20 protein-coding genes are annotated in these 17,460 nt (G+C 53.3%); 10 read left to right on the top strand and 10 right to left on the bottom strand.

Features of this window, described 5'->3' with window-relative positions; all coding sequences use genetic code 11:
* The first annotated feature begins 94 nt into the window (after positions 1-94).
* The 3 genes from KFE80_09990 (at position 95) to KFE80_09980 (ending at position 2,506) form a co-directional block, all read left to right on the top strand.
* On the top strand, positions 95-769 hold the full coding sequence (locus KFE80_09990; GenBank protein ID UTW44722.1) for a TIGR00153 family protein: 675 nt from the start codon (positions 95-97) through the stop codon (positions 767-769).
* Positions 770-885: 116 nt separating this feature from the next.
* Complete coding sequence (locus tag KFE80_09985) at positions 886-2,160, top strand: inorganic phosphate transporter (protein UTW44721.1); 1,275 nt, start codon at positions 886-888, stop codon at positions 2,158-2,160.
* A gap of 85 nt (positions 2,161-2,245) precedes the next feature.
* Positions 2,246-2,506 carry a Rho-binding antiterminator gene (locus tag KFE80_09980; protein UTW44720.1) on the top strand — a complete coding sequence of 87 codons (261 nt, stop codon included), beginning with the start codon at positions 2,246-2,248 and terminating at the stop codon, positions 2,504-2,506.
* Here KFE80_09980 and KFE80_09975 read toward each other — a convergent pair.
* The 4 genes from KFE80_09975 to KFE80_09960 all read right to left on the bottom strand — a co-directional run bounded on the left by KFE80_09975 (position 2,480) and on the right by KFE80_09960 (position 5,601).
* Complete coding sequence (locus tag KFE80_09975) at positions 2,480-3,790, bottom strand: dicarboxylate/amino acid:cation symporter (protein UTW44719.1); 1,311 nt, start codon at positions 3,788-3,790, stop codon at positions 2,480-2,482. The two genes, KFE80_09980 and KFE80_09975, sit on opposite strands and share 27 nt — an antisense overlap.
* Before the next feature lie 116 nt (positions 3,791-3,906).
* The gene (locus KFE80_09970) at positions 3,907-4,752 is read right to left on the bottom strand and encodes a M48 family metallopeptidase (protein ID UTW44718.1); all 846 of its coding nucleotides are present in this window, start codon (positions 4,750-4,752) and stop codon (positions 3,907-3,909) included.
* A 10-nt stretch (positions 4,753-4,762) separates the two neighbouring features.
* Positions 4,763-5,266 carry a heavy metal-binding domain-containing protein gene (locus KFE80_09965; GenBank protein UTW44717.1) on the bottom strand — a complete coding sequence of 168 codons (504 nt, stop codon included), beginning with the start codon at positions 5,264-5,266 and terminating at the stop codon, positions 4,763-4,765.
* 2 nt (positions 5,267-5,268) lie between these two features.
* Positions 5,269-5,601, bottom strand: coding sequence for a YbjQ family protein (locus KFE80_09960; protein UTW44716.1), 333 nt, complete (start codon positions 5,599-5,601; stop codon positions 5,269-5,271).
* A gap of 143 nt (positions 5,602-5,744) precedes the next feature.
* Here KFE80_09960 and KFE80_09955 point away from each other — a divergent pair, with 143 nt between their 5' ends.
* Complete coding sequence (locus KFE80_09955) at positions 5,745-6,335, top strand: chorismate lyase (GenBank protein UTW46690.1); 591 nt, start codon at positions 5,745-5,747, stop codon at positions 6,333-6,335.
* 12 nt (positions 6,336-6,347) lie between these two features.
* Here the strand turns inward: KFE80_09955 and KFE80_09950 are convergent, their stop codons facing one another.
* The gene (locus KFE80_09950) at positions 6,348-7,142 is read right to left on the bottom strand and encodes a LytTR family transcriptional regulator (protein ID UTW44715.1); all 795 of its coding nucleotides are present in this window, start codon (positions 7,140-7,142) and stop codon (positions 6,348-6,350) included.
* A 122-nt stretch (positions 7,143-7,264) separates the two neighbouring features.
* Between KFE80_09950 and KFE80_09945 the strand changes: the two genes are divergently transcribed.
* Positions 7,265-8,587, top strand: a complete 1,323-nt coding sequence (locus KFE80_09945; protein ID UTW44714.1) for a PDZ domain-containing protein — start codon at positions 7,265-7,267, stop codon at positions 8,585-8,587.
* 112 nt (positions 8,588-8,699) lie between these two features.
* On the opposite strand, the gene KFE80_09940 is transcribed toward KFE80_09945, so the two are convergent.
* The 4 genes from KFE80_09940 to KFE80_09925 form a co-directional block, all read right to left on the bottom strand.
* Positions 8,700-9,044: a hypothetical protein gene (locus KFE80_09940; GenBank protein UTW44713.1), complete on the bottom strand. Its 345-nt coding sequence runs from the start codon at positions 9,042-9,044 to the stop codon at positions 8,700-8,702.
* A 177-nt stretch (positions 9,045-9,221) separates the two neighbouring features.
* Positions 9,222-9,566 (bottom strand): hypothetical protein, encoded by a 345-nt coding sequence (locus KFE80_09935; protein UTW44712.1) that lies wholly within the window; start codon positions 9,564-9,566, stop codon positions 9,222-9,224.
* A 98-nt stretch (positions 9,567-9,664) separates the two neighbouring features.
* On the bottom strand, positions 9,665-9,997 hold the full coding sequence (locus tag KFE80_09930; protein UTW44711.1) for a hypothetical protein: 333 nt from the start codon (positions 9,995-9,997) through the stop codon (positions 9,665-9,667).
* A gap of 331 nt (positions 9,998-10,328) precedes the next feature.
* Entirely contained in the window at positions 10,329-10,949 is a 621-nt protein-coding gene (locus KFE80_09925; protein ID UTW44710.1) for a phosphoadenosine phosphosulfate reductase family protein, read from the bottom strand.
* 229 nt (positions 10,950-11,178) lie between these two features.
* Between KFE80_09925 and ubiA the strand changes: the two genes are divergently transcribed.
* From ubiA to phoR, 4 genes are all read left to right on the top strand, one after another.
* Entirely contained in the window at positions 11,179-12,045 is an 867-nt protein-coding gene (ubiA, locus tag KFE80_09920; protein ID UTW44709.1) for a 4-hydroxybenzoate octaprenyltransferase, read from the top strand.
* A 114-nt stretch (positions 12,046-12,159) separates the two neighbouring features.
* On the top strand, positions 12,160-12,642 hold the full coding sequence (locus tag KFE80_09915; protein ID UTW44708.1) for a peptidylprolyl isomerase: 483 nt from the start codon (positions 12,160-12,162) through the stop codon (positions 12,640-12,642).
* Positions 12,643-12,788: 146 nt separating this feature from the next.
* Complete coding sequence (gene phoB, locus KFE80_09910; GenBank protein ID UTW44707.1) at positions 12,789-13,493, top strand: phosphate regulon transcriptional regulator PhoB; 705 nt, start codon at positions 12,789-12,791, stop codon at positions 13,491-13,493.
* 88 nt (positions 13,494-13,581) lie between these two features.
* The gene (phoR, locus tag KFE80_09905; protein ID UTW44706.1) at positions 13,582-14,868 is read left to right on the top strand and encodes a phosphate regulon sensor histidine kinase PhoR; all 1,287 of its coding nucleotides are present in this window, start codon (positions 13,582-13,584) and stop codon (positions 14,866-14,868) included.
* A gap of 54 nt (positions 14,869-14,922) precedes the next feature.
* Here the strand turns inward: phoR and KFE80_09900 are convergent, their stop codons facing one another.
* Positions 14,923-16,209, bottom strand: a complete 1,287-nt coding sequence (locus KFE80_09900) for a Glu/Leu/Phe/Val dehydrogenase (protein ID UTW44705.1) — start codon at positions 16,207-16,209, stop codon at positions 14,923-14,925.
* Positions 16,210-16,297: 88 nt separating this feature from the next.
* On the opposite strand from KFE80_09900, the gene KFE80_09895 reads away from it, so the two are divergent.
* Positions 16,298-17,446, top strand: a complete 1,149-nt coding sequence (locus tag KFE80_09895; protein UTW44704.1) for an N-acetyltransferase — start codon at positions 16,298-16,300, stop codon at positions 17,444-17,446.
* Positions 17,447-17,460 lie beyond the last annotated feature (14 nt).

The raw sequence follows: 17,460 nt of genomic DNA, 5'->3' as shown, positions 1-17,460 counted from the left end.
TCGTAGCCCGCCGCTGTAGTTACATTTTTATTTCAAAAATGTGACAACCCCGATAAGCCCTCATATACTCGCGCACAAACCAAGGAGCCATGCTATGTCTAATCCTTTTGCCAGCCTGTTCGGCAAGTCGCCGATTAAGCCTCTGCAGGAACACATGACTGCGGTGGTGGATTGCGCTCAATATCTCGCCGCGTTTCTCGACGCCACCATCGCCGCAGACTGGAAGACCGCGGCCAACCTGCACGAACAGATTGGCAACACCGAGCACCGCGCTGACGAGCTGAAAAAACAGCTGCGCCTGCACCTGCCGAAAAGCCTGTTTATGCCCATGTCTCGCTCCGACCTGCTGGAATTGCTGTCTGTACAGGACAAAGTAGCCAATGCGGCTAAAGACATCTCCGGCATCATGCTGGGCCGCCAGATGGCTATTCCCGAACCTCTGCAGCCGAAGATGAAAGACTTTGTCGGTGCCGCCATCGCGGTAGCACAGCAAGCGCTGAAAGCTATCAATGAGTTGGACGAGTTACTGGAAACCGGTTTTAGCGGTGGCGAAATCGACATTATCGAACAGATGATCGAGCGCCTCGACGAACTGGAAGACACCACCGACGGTCTAGAACGGGAACTGCGCCAAAAGCTGTTTGCTCTGGAAGCTGACCTGCCACCGGTAGAGGTGATGTTTCTCTACCAAACCATTGGCGGTATTGGCGCCATGGCAGACCACGCCGAGCGTGTCGGTGGACGCCTGCAGCTGCTGCTGGCCCGCTAGTACGGGTTCAGTATCAAGCAAACTAATAGTTCGGCACATGGATGTGCCGACGCCGACACAGTCGGCGCGAGGTAAATAGTTACGGCAACCAAAAACAACAAACAAGAGACTCCGCTGTGGACATTCTTAACGAATACAACACCATCCTGCTGATTCTGGTTTGCACCTTTGGCTTCTTCATGGCTTGGGGTGTAGGTGCCAACGACGTGGCCAATGCCATGGGCACGTCGGTGGGTTCAAAAGCCTTGACCATCAAGCAAGCCATTTTGATCGCCATGGTATTCGAGTTTGCCGGAGCCTACCTGGCGGGCGGCGAAGTCACCAAAACCATTCGCAAAGGCTTGATTGATGCGGATGTATTGGCGGGCAGCCCGGAGCTACTGGTGTTTGGCATGATGTCGGCTCTGTTGGCGGCGGGCACCTGGCTGTTGGTGGCTACCGCACGGGGCTGGCCGGTATCCACTACCCACTCCATTATCGGTGCCATTGTCGGTTTTGCTGCGGTGGGTATATCGATGGAAGCGGTAAAATGGGGAAAAGTTGGCAGCGTAGTCGCCAGCTGGGTAGTGGCACCGGTGTTGGCAGGCACTATCTCATTCATTCTGTTCCGCAGTGTGCAAAAGTTGATCCTCACCCAGGAAAATCCGTTTGCCCGCGCCAAGAAATACATTCCCATCTATATGTTTGGTGTTGGCTTTTTAATGGCCATGGTCACCATCCTCAAAGGACTCAAGCACGTTTTTAAAAGCCATGACATCAGCTTTTCATTTGGCGAAGCCGCCCTTTGGGCCACGGTTGTCGGTATCGTGGTTGCATTTATCGGCAAGCTGTTGCTCAACCGGGTACACCGGGATGAGCCCGCCGAACAGGAAAACCGCTTTGCGAGCGTGGAAAAAGTATTTGCGGTGCTGATGATCTTTACCGCCTGCGCCATGGCGTTTGCCCACGGCTCCAACGACGTGGCCAATGCGGTGGGGCCATTGGCAGCAGTGTATTCGGTATTGGACAGCGGTGTTGTCACCACCAGTTCGAAAATGCCTGGCTGGATTTTGTTGCTGGGTGCCAGTGGCATCGTGGTGGGCCTGGCCACACTGGGCTTTAAGGTGATGGCCACCATCGGCAAGAAGATCACTGAGCTCACCCCCAGTCGGGGCTTTGCCGCCGAACTGGGGGCCGCCGGTACTGTGGTGGTTGCCTCCGGCACCGGGCTGCCGGTCTCCACCACTCAAGTGCTGGTTGGCGCGGTGTTGGGCGTGGGTTTGGCTCGAGGTATTGGCGCCCTCAACTTGCGCGCCATCGGCACCATTTTTATGTCTTGGGTGGTTACCCTGCCCGCCGGTGCCGGGCTGGCAATTTTGTTCTTCTTTTTGTTTAAAGGCATTTTTAGTTAACTGCCACCGTGATCCCCGCCTGCGCGGGGATGTCACGGCCTTTAACCCGGTGACGACTACAATGTCATTTGGTTATGATTATCCAATGCCCTACTCACCGATCCCATGCTCCATACACGATCACTTGGAACTGGCTTGCATTGCCGGTGCGCTGCTGCGTATTGACTGCGACAGTGGTGAAACCCTGGAAGCCACTGCCATCACCATTCAGGCACGCAGCGACAAAACCGAATGGCTGCTGTGTCAATTACCTGACAACAAACAACAGGCGATCCGCCTAGATCATATCAAGGGCTTTGAGCCCATAAGCCCCAAAGGGTTATTCCCGCGTATCGAGCTGCCCTGAGGGCGTATTTGGGCGCACCCTGTGGTCGTCGCCATCGGACAGGTCATTAAACACGGTTTCATCCAGCATATCGTTGCGTTTGGCAACAATGGTGCTTACCGCACAATCACCGCCGATATTGACGCAGGTGCGCATCATATCCAGCAGCCGGTCTACCCCCAGAATCATACCGATGGCTTCCGCTGGCAACTCCAGCTGTTGCAGGACAATAGCGAGCATAATCAGCCCCGCAGAAGGCACCGCTGCAGTACCCACCGAGGCCAGGGTGGCGGTCACAATCACCGTCAGATAGGCCACAAAGCTTAGCTCCACCCCGTACACTTGGGCGATAAACACCGTGGCCACCCCCTGCATAATGGCGGTGCCATCCATGTTGATGGTGGCTCCCAGGGGAATGGTGAACGACGCAACCCGGTTATCCACCCCCAGGCGACGCTTTACTACACTCATGGTCACCGGCATGGTGGCGGCGCTGGACGAGGTGCTGAATGCGGTAATCATGGCCGGGCGCACGTTTTTTACGAAGGTCAGTGGATTCAGCCCGGTGAACAGCTTTAACAGCCCCGGGTAGGTAACACAGAAGTGCACCACCAGGGCGACGGCAACCGCCACCATATAGAGCCCCACTTTGACAAACTCCGACCAGCCAAACAGGCTGAACTGTTTCGCTAACAACGCAAACACACCGTAGGGTGCCAGGTGAAGAATCAAGGTAATCATCTTCAGCACGACCTCATTAACGTCCTGGAAGACCACCAATACTCGGTTGCCCGCATCACCGGCCATGGACAGGGCAATGCCCAACAGAATGCAGAACATAATGATCTGCAGCATCTTGCCCTCTGCCATCGCCTGTACCGGGTTGGTGGGGAACATACCCACAATCACGTCTTTCAGGCCAGGGGCATTTTTGGGTTCGAAGGCATCAAATCCCTCTCTGGGCACACCGATACCCGGGTCGATAATATTGGCAATCAACAGCGCAATCGCCACCGCCATGGCAGTGGTGATTAAATACAACCCCAGCGTGCCCCCCGCCAGGCGCCCCATACGAGCGTTGGCACCCATGGCCGCAGAACCACAGGTGAGGGAAAAGAACACCACCGGAATCACCGCCATTTTCAGGCAGGCAATAAAAATCGCGCCCACTGGATCAAACACCAGATCCACCAGAAAAAACTCGTTGGCGTTGGCAATCCAGCCAGCACCAGTTGCCCCATTGATCACACCACCCACCAGCATTCCAGCCAGCATTCCGATCAAAATTCGCGTTGTGAGAGTCATGGGTCAGTCCTTGTTGGTGTTTTAAAAGCCGTCTCTGTCGTTGCGACAATCTTTTTCAGTATGGCAGCTACTTACCCTAAATCGCTACAAAATGTCGCAACAACACACCTTATGGCTCAAAGCTGTCGAACAAATTCCGGCAATGGTGTCAGCGGGCCAGACTGCTGCCAGCCATTGCGCTGTGCCTGTTCTACCAGTGCCGCAATGCGCTCGTCGCCTAGTGGGTGAGTGGCGAGAAAAGTGGCCCAGGCTTCTCTGTCGCCGTGAGCCTGCGCCAGCACTTCAAACAGCTGTTCGCTGCCCCCGGTATGCCCGTAGGTAGCATGCACTGCCAGCAAACCATTTTCATCGGCGGCGTGCTCTTGGTCGCGGCTAAATTTCAGCAGAGTTAAATTGCCGCTAAAACCCACCACCCAACCACTTAGCTGAGTGTCGGAAAAACCGCTCAATGCGGCCAATGCGGTGGTCACCACCACACCGCGCCCAAGGGACATCATCGGATCGCGGTGGCGTACATGGGCAATTTCGTGGGCCATCACCATAGCCAGGGCATTTTCATTGGGCAGTTTTTCCAGCAAGCCTCGATACATCAGCACATGGCCGCCCAGTGTGGCCGCCGCATTCACCGTGCTGTCGTCCACATAGTGAACGGTGATAGTCATGCCTTCAGGGAGCGGCGCGTTGGCCACCAGCTTGTCCGCCAACTGCTGTAAATAGGTTTCGACCTGTAGATGGTTTGGCCCGGATGCCGACGGCGGCAACTGCTGGATCACCTGACTTGCCAACTGCTGCTCCACCGAAAAAGGCACAAACTTCACCAGCCACCCGGCCAGCAAGCTCAACAACAGAACCACCGCCAGAGTGATTGCCCCCACCGTGGCCAGCATCCACGCAAACTCTTTCAGCGGATGCTGTTTCGACACATTAATGCCTTCCGGCACTTGGGGGTTTTGGTATTCCATGAACTACGCCCTAAGCCGACTCCCTGCTTGCCATGGGCTGGCCCAAATTCGGGCTGGCTGTAGCGGTTTTTTGAGGCACCAGGGCAGTGCCATAGGCAAACACTTCCACACTGCCCACCTGCTGTTGCTCGCCTTTGGAGATAGACGCGGTTTCCAACTTGACGTTAAAAATCATCTCTGCGTCCAACTGCCGGGCCTGTTCTTTCATGCGCAGAATGGCTTCGCGCCGAGCCCGCTCTACTAAAGTTTCGTAAGCGCTTACTCGCCCACCAAGCAGTGCCCGCAGCCCCGCCAGCACCTGCTTGAAGTAATCCACCGACACCACCACATTGCCCGATACCAAACGAGCATTGGCCACGGCCATATCCGCTGGAGGGGTTTTGGCGCTAAACGTCAGTGTGCCTGCGTATTGGTGCTCGCGTTTGATAATGGAGCGAAAGTGGCGGCGCTCCGCCAGCCGGCCAAACACATAACCGAGAATCAGCAGCGTGACAAAGCCAATCAGGTTTTCCATGTTCAGCTCCCGCTGCTGGCGTCTTCTACAACTACCGCCGTGCCGTACACAAACAGCTCGGCGGCACCGGCGGCTACCGACGACGTGGAGTAACGCACATTGATCACTGCATTGGCACCGATGGCACTGGCCTGGGCCTCCATACGCTGGGTGGCTTCCTCGCGGGATTCGGTGAGCAAATCCGTATAGCTTTTTAGTTCACCGCCAAACACATTCTTGAAGCCGGCAAGAATGTCTTTGCCCACGTGCTTGGCGCGCACCGTATTGCCCTGCACCATACCCAGGTGCTTGACGATGGTTTTGCCGGGCACGGTTTCGATATTGGTGATAATCAAAGTTCGCTCTCCTGCGTTGTTAATGCCCCGATGATGCAACCTTACAAGAGCTCACGCAACTGTATCCAGCCAGCAATAAGGCCGTTAAAATGCCGCTTTAACTGTGGAATACCTGCGTGTCTACATCCCGATTTTCCAACAAACTGTTCCACCGGGAACCCGCCTGGCGCAGCTATCGGCGGGTGCCTCGGCACAGCATTCCGCAGTCATTGCGGCATTGGCTGCTGGATCAAGGATCGCTCACTGAACGCTTGATCGCCGCCAGTGGCACCCGCTTTCAGGTGCAAGTACTCAACCAGCGCTGGCAACTGCCCCGGTTATCAGAATGCCGCTTGTTGGGCTTACCCAGCCGCCATCACGCTCTGGTGCGAGAAGTGATTCTTCACGGCGCCGACCAGCCCTGGGTATACGCCCGCAGTGTACTGCCCATGGCCACCCTCACCGGCCGCTTGCGGGCCATGCGCCAACTGGATAACCGCCCCTTGGGAGCACTGCTATTCAGTGACCCGACCATGGAGCGCAGCCCCATGGAAATCGCCTGTTTGACCACCGACAATGCGGTTGTGCCCACGCAGCTGGGGAAACTGAATCACCCGGTCTGGGGGCGGCGCTCGGTGTTTCAGCTGGATAACAAACCGCTGATGGTAAGTGAGATATTTTTGCCGGGGTTCCCTGGTTATAAACCAGGCTATGGATATGGAGTTGAGTATCAGACAGAGTTCGAAAACGAATAGCGACGACAGACCCTAAGCTCCCGGCATCAACAGGTCGTCGCTCACTTCTTTGCCTCTGGGTAATGTACTGTGGGCCACAGTTACATCTTCTGCATTAAACGACTCGATATGATCCTTGTTCACCACATAGGAGCGGTGTAAGCGCACAAATTGCGACGGCAGTGATTGTAGAGCTGATTTAATGGTGCCGTAAGCCACCAGCTTTTCGCCACCGTCCAGGTAATAGGTGGTGTAGTTTCCCATACCCTCTATAAAGACAATACGCGCCGGATCTACCAGGTGAGTACGGCGATTGGCTTTTATCTCGATTTTTCGAGGCAATGTTTGCTCAACCTGCTGTTGCATAACAAACAACAACTTGAGCAGGCGAATGGCCCCGACCACCACCACCGTCGTGTTAATTAGCAGAATATTGCGTAACCATTCGGAGAACTGAAAAAACGCGGTGGCTTGACCCAGGTATAACCGGTCGTAAAAAAAGTAATCACAAAACCGGTAGAGCAAACCGGAAGCGGCAAGCAGCAGCAGGTACGCTGCGAAGAATCGCCCAAAGCGCTTCTGCAGCAAGTAGCGGGGGAACAACACATAAATCAACGCGTACGCCGCCAAAATGCGAACCGGCAGCAACACGAACTCCAAGTAAAACGAACCGAAGTAGCCTTTCTCAGGATTGGCCCATATCAAGCTGAACGACAGGTAGTAAAGCAACCAAAACAACACATGGGTGGCAACCCGTGAGCCAAACACATAACCCTGGGCATCAAACCAACGGCTCAAGCGCAGCCCAAAACCTGTCGCGTTCGTCATAGCATCACCGCAATTGGCATAAAAAAACCTGGATTTCGCATAAAAGCCCTCTGTGGCGCAGGGTTCAAGGTTATAACAAGCCCATTGGAGCCTCAACCAACCCCCTGCCCTGGAGAACAAAAATGCCGTTGAAAATCACCGTTTTCATCACTGCCCTGCTGTTAATTCAACCGACATTTAGCCAGCCACCAACTACCGACGAACTGCCTCGACGAGCCAAATGGCAAGCTACCCTGCAACTACAGGACAGCGCTGGTTTATTGGTTAGCAAACTGGAAGCTAGCTCGCCTTTGAAACAAGCTGGGCTGCAAGTAGGCGACCGTATTGTCGCCATTGATGGCAAGGCCATTACCAGCAACCCTCAACGAAACGATATCACCGACGCCTTGGTGGCTGACCGCAATTATCGAATTACCTATCGGCGCGGAGTTGATGCTCATACAGCGGATGTGCGCTTTGCGCCAGTACCTCTGGAAAGCTACCCCAACTTGGCGGTCGCTTACTCCCAGATCACCAGCAATTACGGCATTCGCCAACGTACCATCATCACCCGGCCAGCCAACAAGAAAGGCCGCCAACCGGCTATTTTTGTGGTGCAGGGACTCAGCTGTTCCAGTATTGAAAATACCCCGGGGCGCAAATCCAACTTTATACGCTCACTCACCAACCTGGCTAAACAGTCGGGCATGGTGATGTTGAGAGTCGAAAAGCCTGGGCTGGGTGACAGCGAAGGCGATTGTTCGCAGACCGATTTCTACACTGAATTGGATGGTTACGAAACTGCTTTGCAACAACTACTGTCGCTGCCTTATGTAGATCCCGAGCGAGTGATTGTGTACGGCAGCAGTATGGGCAGCGCGCTGGCACCCTACCTGGCCAATAAATACCAGTTAAACGGCATTATCTCTGACGGCACCTTTTATCGTTCCTGGTTTGAACACATGCTGGAAATCGAGCGACGCATCAAACAGATGCAAGACGTCAGCGAAGCAGACATCAACCAACAAATGGTGCACGCCTATATACCGCTTTACTACGGTATGTTGGTGGAAAAGAAAAGCTACGCACAAATGATTGACGAAAACCCTCTGTTGGCTAAATACAATTACCACTTGCCGGAACACATGTATGGCCGCCCAATGAGTTTCTACCACCAATTACAAGGCTTTAATGTACCGGGGGAATGGGAAAAATTAGCCGCCCCTGCACGCATTCGCTGGGGCACGCTGGACTGGATTATGTCAGAAGCAGATAACCATATGATTGTGGACACACTCAAACGCAACAACCACCAAGATTTTGAATTTTATAAACACCCAGACATGGATCACTGGTACACCATCCATGCGACTGCAAAAGATTCTTTTACGGGCAAGCCCGGCAAGTGGAGCGATAAAATTGGCCAGGTATTGGTAGATTGGGCAAAGGAGTTAAATAAACAATAACTAATGCAGTCTACTGATTAAATTGTGGAGGCAAAGCCATCATTCTTAAACAGCAAAACAGCTAACTGCCCTCTCTGAGTAACAGGCTGTCAGTTAGCTGACTCCTCTTTCATTACAAAGTTGGAATCAGCCTCGCTGGAATACCAGGTCGACAGATATGTTCAGTGTATCTTTGTTGACACAACTCCGCTGCATCTTCATCGCAATACAAATTTTCATGTTCACACCACCTATCCAGCTCGGGCACCTCGTGCTGACAAAAGCAGGGAGCCGCCTTTCCATCTTCCAACATCGATTCCAGAGTCTTCGAACCTAATGAGGCCCTGTAGGAGGGGCTTTTTTCTACTATTTCTATTCGAGCTGGCTCAATCGCAATATCTTTTTTATCGTCAGACAGATTTGCACCGCCTACACCGAGTGCAACACCCAAAACCAGCCCGTAAATAAATTTTTTCATATCCGAAATCTCACATTTAACCTCGTCGTATATTGGTTATCTGGCGCACCATAGAGATTTCACTTGCAGTATGAGGAGAAGTAAATTTGGTTTAGATTACTTGCAATTAACACTGCCAGCAGAAACAGCCAAACAGCTCAGCTATTTGAACCATATCTTTTATCCATTCTTATTACGTCAGTTACTTAAGATTGAAAAATTAACCACCTTACACCACAATGTCCCTTCACCTCTATCGGCATAATAAACCTCTACCTTTTTACCTGACATCAGCGCCGCTAACGCGGTTGAGTAGACAGTTTTATTATTGGTCCACAACTCACAGGTAGTGCCAGTGTTTATCGGATTGGGGCCTACTCTTCCATTTCCATTTAAATGAATCCATACGTTAGTGCTGTTGTCTGTAGTCTCGTATGCTTGGACTCTTGTCACAGTAGCATTAGTGACATTGAGAGTTGAAGCTGAGGATAAAACACTTGTTAGCAAGCCTAAAGTTGCTAGTAATATTGATGTGATTTTCATTTTCATTGTCCTGATATTTTTAGAACGGAACACCCAAAGCAGTTGCAGACATTAGATTACTCAGCTCACAGGGTGATGCTGTATTTACTTGTTGTATTTCAATTAGCTATTACTTGGTAAATGAGGGGATATAAATTATTTTCACCACCACAGCTTACTATTTGTATATTTATAGTTGCCTGTCTAGCCTGGGCCGACATTAACAAGGCGTAGATCTCCGAAAACAACGGATTGTCTTTAGGCAATAGGTAATAACCGGGAGATGGGCAATTGTCAGGGTTTGGCATTGAACCATGTTTAATAAAAACACCATTATTACCAGGAGACGGGTATATCTCTTGGATATTAGCACCACCAGACCAGCCAGCAGCTAAAGCCATATTGCCTACAAAAACAAGCAGCACCGATAAAAGAGTCACTCTAATCTTCAATGTTATTCTCCATCCTTTAAAAACATAAAATTTATATAGCGCAGGCGTGATTTGCCAAATAAGAATTTGGCTCTTATCTGAACTTAACTCATCGAACCGAAAGGAAGATTTTTAGATACCAAATTCCCTTTTGGTGTGTATGAGGTGCCTTAAACGCAATCATAGCGAGGGCCTGGATGTTTTCCAAGCAACCTCAACAACTCATTGCTATTTTTAATATTTCAAATGCTCAAGGCGAGCATATCAGCAAACCTCCTGGAAGCACCTAGGTCTGTGTACTTTCAGGAGGCCTATTTGATAATAAAGCAGAAAGCGAACTCTGATCAGGGAATTACAGCTGAGTATGCAGCCCACACTCTCTGTTCGCCAAACCCTTGGTGGGGTCAAAGTAGCTTTCTACGTTAGGCAGATTGTGTTGCTGCAAGTACTTTTGCATATCGGCTTCTTTCCAGTGCAGCAGCGGCGCCACTTTGGTAACACCGTTAGCGCCTTCGGCAAACACCTCCATGTTCTGGCGAAACGCAGTCTGCTCACTTCTCACTGCGGTTAACCACACATCCGGGCGCTGCTCGGCCATGGCCCGGGCAAAGGGTTCCAGTTTAAAGTGCTCGGTAAAGGTGGCGTGGCGGTCTTCGTCAATATCCGGCACACCACCGTGGGCCAGGTCCCAGCGCCCAGTGGTCATGGTTGGTGTGTACACCTGAATATTCAGATTCAACAGTTCGATCAGCTTATCCGCCGTCCGATACGTGTCGCGGGTGTTATAACCCGAGTCCACCCAAATCACCGGAATATCCGCCTTCACCTGGGTGGCCATGTGCAGTATGACCGCCTCGTAAGGGCCAAAGTTGGTGGACACCAACGGCTTGGCAGAATCCTGCAGGGCGGCTTCAATAATCTGTTGTGGGGTTGCCCCCTGGAGCTGTTGGTTGGCTTGGGCAATATCAATCATGGGGTTACCTTGGTCATTCGGCGCATTCAGAGCACAACCTGTGCGAACGCAATGTATGTATGGGATTTAGGTATGATGGCGTTTTACATGATTTCAAGCCGGGGGAGCCATACTGTTTTTTTATGGCCATAGACCGGAATCGCATTTATTGCCCTTGGCGCAAGCATAAAAATGGTCAATTGCCGTTCGTGCTTTTATGATAGCGGCCAATTCACCACAGCCCCTCACTATGAATCAAACCTTCAAACAACGTCTGCCCCACTTTATGCGCCTGATGCGCTTTGACAAACCCATCGGCACCTTGCTGTTGCTATGGCCCACCCTGTGGGCACTGTGGTTTGCCGCAGGCGGATTCCCCGACTGGCATGTACTGGTGATTTTTGTGCTGGGAGTGACTCTGATGCGGGCAGCGGGCTGTGTGATTAACGATTACGCCGACCGTCACATCGATGGCCACGTTAAACGTACCGAACAGCGCCCCATCCCCAGCGGCCAGGTAGCACCCAAAGAGGCGCTGTTGTTGTTTGCTGGCCTCGCCCTGGTTGCTTTTGTGTTGGTGCTGTTTACCAATGGTTTGACGATTCAACTGTCTTTGGGGGGCGTACTATTGGCGGCTTGCTACCCGTTTATGAAGCGCTACACTCATCTGCCCCAAGTGGTGTTGGGAGCTGCCTTTGCCTGGGCGATTCCCATGGCCTTCGCCGCCCAGACCGGTGCGCTGAGCCCTGCCCTGTGGGCACTGTACGCCGGGGTGGTGATGTGGACAGTGGCTTACGATACCTTTTACGCCATGGTGGATCGCGACGACGATTTAAAGTTAGGGGTGAAATCCACCGCCATTTTGTTTGGCGACCAGGATCGTGTCATTGTGCTGGCCCTGCAAGTACTGTGTATTTTGGCATTGTTGATGACCGGCCAGAATTTTGAGCGGGGCTGGTACTACTACGGCGGTGTTGCCGTGGCAGCCCTGTTGTTCCTCCACCAGCAGCGCATTACCAGTGGCCGTGATCGAGATGCCTGCTTCCAGGCCTTTTTAAACAACAACTGGGTCGGCGTTGCGGTATTTGTGGGGCTGGTTCTGGACTACCAACTGTAAGGCCAGCTTGCAAATACGGATTCCGCCCCCATATGGTCATTTCACGGCGCGTTCAGTACTTTTTGTCCGCGCCCTCTAATCTTTTCATGACAGTTTTTCCAAGCAGGGCTTTTTATGTCTATTCAAGCGGACTCCGTGGTTTCCATTCACTACACACTCACCGACGATGACGGTGTGCAACTGGACTCATCCCAAGGCGGCGAACCGCTGGTGTATTTACAAGGCGCTGGAAATATCATCCCCGGCTTGGAAAACGCCCTGTTGGGCAAAGCGATTGGTGACGAACTAAAAGTGTCTGTAGCCCCGGCGGAAGCCTACGGCGAATACCAGGACGGTCTGGTGCAATCGGTACCCCGCAATCTGTTTGGCGACGACCAAGAAGTTCAAGCTGGCATGCGCTTTCAGGCGCAAACCGACAATGGGCCCATGTCTGTAGTGATTACCGATGTCAGTGACGACAGCGTGAGTGTTGACGCCAATCACCCACTGGCGGGCAAAACCCTGCATTTTGATGTCACCGTTGCTGAATTGCGTGACGCCACCGAAGAAGAGCTGGCTCACGGCCACCCCCACGTGGGCGGCAGCTGCGAGAGCTGATTTAAGTTAGCTCACTTCCAACGTAACCTGGTTCACACACATTAACACCCAGGCCATACCATGGCGAAAACGCCCCACCCTTTGTAATATTGCTGTCACAGTGCCGTCATCTAATAGCGCTGTACAAAATGACCAAGGGTGGACTTATGCAACCAGCAACCATTCTCGTGGTGGACGACGAAGCGCCCATCCGCGACATGATTGTCATGGCACTGGAAGTAGCGGGCTACAACTGCCTGCAGGCCTCCAATGCCCAGGACGCACACGGCCTGATTATCGATGAATGCCCCGACCTGGTACTGCTGGACTGGATGATGCCCGGCACCAGCGGCATTGAGCTGGTGCGGCGCCTCAAACGCCAGGAGCTTACCGCCAAATTGCCGGTGATCATGCTCACCGCCAAATCCGATGAAGACAACAAGATCCAGGGCTTTGACTCCGGTGCGGACGACTACGTCACCAAGCCGTTCTCACCCCGGGAATTGATTGCTCGCATCAAGGCATTGCTGCGTCGCACCGGCCCCGGTGCACCAGAAGAGCCTATTTCTATCGAAGGTCTGTTGTTCGACCCCATCAGTCATCGGGTTAGCATTAACGACACACCGGTTTCCATGGGCCCCACCGAATACCGCCTACTGGAGTTCTTTCTCACTCATCAGGAGCGGGTATACAGCCGTGACCAGATTCTCGACCACGTGTGGGGCGGCAATGTGTACATGGAAGAGCGCACTGTAGACGTCCATATTCGTCGCCTGCGCAAGGCCCTTGGTATTGATGGCCACGACCGTTTCATTCAAACTGTGCGCGGCGCTGGCTACCGTTTTTCCACCAAGGTGGCCGAACAAAGTTAAAGGATTGTAGGGCACCTCTAAAACTAATGTATTTTTAGAGGTGCCCTGTATATTGCCCTCGTAACCTCTGCCCCTGGGGAGCCCCCACTTGAAGCGAAGCTTCCACACCGAGATTCAGCGCGTTGTTTTGCTGCTCAGTGGCCTGCTGCTGTTCGGCTACTTTAACGGTCATATGCTGGCCACCCTGCTCGCAGGGTGCCTGGGCTATATTGCCTGGGGCTTTTACAAGTTTCAGCAAATTTACCGCTGGCTCGACGGCGGTGCTCGCGGCCTGCCCCCGGATGCCACTGGCGTTTGGGGAGATATGTCCGATTACCTCTACCGCCTGCAAAAGCGGGTTATGCGCAGCCAGCACAACCTCAAGTCCCTGACCATTCGTATTCAAAAGATCACCGACGCACTCAGCGACGGCATATTAATTTTGGATCGAAACCGGTCTTTGGAGTGGTGGAACCCCAGTGCGGAGTTATTGCTATCACTGGAAACCGACGACCGTCACCAGTCCATTGTCAATCTGGTGCGCGACCCCCGCTTTGTGGAATTTATTCAGCAGCATGAGTTTAAGGATTCCCTGGAGATTCGCGCCCCCGGCAGTATCTCGCGAATTTTGGCTTGCAGTGCCGCCGCCTTTGGCGACGACGAAGTGGTGCTGGTGGTGCGCGACATCACCCGCCTGCGCAACCTGGAAGAAATGCGCAAAGAGTTTGTCGGCAACGTTTCCCACGAACTGCGCACCCCGCTAACCGTGATTTCCGGCTACCTGGAAAACCTGGGCGCAATGACCGATATGCTGCCTAAACCAGTCACCAGAGCCATGGGCCAGATGAAGCAGCAAACCGACCGCATGAGCAGTTTGGCAGACGACCTGGTGATGTTGTCGAAGCTGGAGTCTCTGGAAAAGCACGCGGGCAAAAAGAAGGTGCCACTGGAACCGCTGTTGCAACAAGTCGTTACCGATGCCAACGCCCTCAGCGAAGGCAAGCACCAGATTACCTTACAGGGAGATATCAGCCTGTCTCTGCGGGGTAAGCAGTCGCAAATTCAGAGCGCGATTTCCAACCTGGTGTTTAACGCGGTGCGCCACAACCCACAGGGTTGTGACATCAATATCAACGCGGTAAACAATGGTGCCAGCTTTCATATCGATATCAGCGATACCGGCATGGGTATCGACCCCTCTCACCTGCCAAGACTCACCGAACGCTTTTATCGAGTAGACGCCAGCCGCACCTCCAACTCCGGGGGGACTGGTTTGGGCCTGGCCATTGTTAAACACGTAATGCTGCGCCACGAAGGCTCACTGGAAATAGAAAGTACGCTGGGCAAGGGCTCGGTATTTAGCTGTCGCTTCCCGAAAAGTCGGGTTGTGGAGTAAATTAGCGCTCACCGTCATAACCGCCTGTGCGGGTATGACGGTGAGAGCGCAGAATTACCCGTCCCCGTTCTGAAAATACTCTTGGGTGCCATGGCTACTGATGGCTTGTGAAATGCGACGCAAGGCTACTGCATAAGCGGCGTTGCGCAGTGGCACCCCCTCTTCCTTGTGCACTTGCCACATGCGGTCAAAGGCTTCGGTCAGTGTACCGTGCAAACGCTCCCGCACCTGCTCCAACGGCCACGCCCAACCCTGGCGGTTTTGAACCCACTCAAAGTAACTCACTACCACGCCACCGGCGTTGGCCAGTACGTCGGGCAGCACCTGTATGCCTTTATCCTCAAGTATCTTGTCGGCGTCGCTTTCGATAGGGCCGTTGGCCACTTCCACAATCACCGGCGCTTTGATGCGGCTGGCGTTGTCTGCGGTAATCACCCCTTCCAAAGCCGAGGGAACCAACAGGTCAACGTCCAGCTCCAGCAGCGCTTCGTTGCTGATGCGCTGGTGCTCTTGCAAGGTACACACCGAGCCTTCGCAGTAAACGGCTTCCAGCTTGCGCTGCCGCTGCTTATGTTGATACAGGCTTTCAACATCAAAACCGTGCTCAGAATAAATCGCACCCTGGGAGTCACTGACCGCAACGATGCGATAGCCAGTCTGATGCAGCAAGCGAGCCACATGATAACCGGCGTTACCAAAGCCCTGTACTGCGACGCGAATATCAGCGGGGTTCCAGCTCAGTTTTTCCGCGAGCTGTTGAGTAACGATAAAAGCACCGCGCCCGGTGGCTTCATCACGGCCGAGGCTACCACCCAGCTCAATGGGTTTACCGGTAATCACGCCCGGTGCCTTTTCCCGCTGAATACGTTCGTATTCATCCGCCATCCAGCCCATGATGCGGGCATTGGTGTACACATCTGGAGCCGGAATATCCCGGCTCGGCCCGACCACGTCTACCATGGCGCGCATGTAGCTGCGGGACAGGCGTTCGAGCTCCATGGGCGACAGAGATTTGGGGTCTACCGTTACACCGCCTTTACCACCACCATAAGGGATATTGGCCAGTGAACACTTGATGGTCATCCACAGCGCCAGCGCCTGCACTTCTTCCACGGTCACACCGGGGTGATAGCGAATGCCGCCCTTGGTTGGGCCCAGCGCTGAGTTGAAACGGCAGCGGTGGCCTACAAAGACTTCTGTGCGACCGTTGTCCATGCGCACTGGGAGTGCGGCGGTAACGGTTTGTTCCGGGTAGTTCAGGGTTTGCAGAACTTCCAGGTCGATGCCTGCTTCCAGGCCCAGGCGATTGAGGCGGGCCACTGCATCAGTGAATACGTCCATCGAGCTACTCTCTCCATAACGGTTGTTATTGTCGGCGCACCAGTGTATATCCTCTGGCTCAGCGCACCAATAGCAAGAGTGACCTTTTGTGGACGTGGATTTCTGCACCAGTATCAACGGTATATCTGCAGACTGTTGGAACCACCTGTTGGGGTGCGACTACCCGTTTTTGCAACACCGGTTTCTCGCCGCCCTGGAGAACAGCGGCAGTGTCTGCGAAGACACCGGGTGGCAGCCACGCCACCTGCTGTTACGGGACAACAACACCCCTGTGGCCGCCTTGCCGCTGTATGAAAAACACCACTCTTGGGGGGAGTACGTGTTCGACTGGAGTTGGGCCGACGCCTATCAGCGCCTGCAACTGCCCTACTACCCCAAGCTGCTGAGTGCAGTACCGTTTACCCCCGCCACCGGCCCCCGACTGTTAATGGCACCAGGTTGCGATACCAACACCATTATCGAAAACATGGGCGCGGCCATTCGTGACGTTGCTGAACAACAGGAACACTCTGGCTTTCACTTGTTGTTCCCAAACCCTGAGCAAGACCAGCAACTACGAAATCTGGATTTTTTACAGCGTCGAACCGGCACCCAGTTCCATTGGCTGAACCGCGGTTATCGGTGTTTTGATGATTTTCTCAGTGGGTTTAAGGCCCGCAAACGCAAAACCGTACAGGCCGAACGGCGCAAAGTTGCTGAACATAAACTGGTGCTGGAGCGACTGACCGGCGAGCAGCTAAACCACTCTCTGTGGGATCAATTTTACCCGCTGTATCATCGCACTTATTTAAAACGCAGCGGCGGTACCGGCTATCTAAACCGGGACTTTTTTGAACGCATTGGCAACACCATGGCGGAACAAATTATGGTGGCCACCGCGCGGGATGCCGACGGTTCGTTAGTAGCAGCCGCATTATTCTTTCACGATCAAAACACATTGTACGGCCGCTATTGGGGCACCGCCATGGAGCTGGACGGTTTACACTTCGAGCTTTGTTACTATCAGGGCATTGAATACGCCATCGAAAAGGGGCTGCAACGATTTGATGCCGGCGCCCAAGGAGAACACAAAATACGCCGCGGTTTTGAGCCTGTGGAAACCTGCTCTTATCACTGGCTAGCTGACGAGCGTTTTAATCACGCGATTGCGGATTTTCTGGCACAAGAAACCGCGATGAACACGCGTTATATGGAAGATGCGGGGCAGTATTTGCCTTATAAAAAAATAGAATGGTGAGCCAGTTTTTCGCT

The organism is bacterium SCSIO 12696 (genome assembly GCA_024397955.1).
Taxonomy (GTDB): Bacteria; Pseudomonadota; Gammaproteobacteria; order Pseudomonadales; family Porticoccaceae; genus SCSIO-12696.
This window is presented reverse-complemented; position numbering and strand designations above follow the sequence as displayed.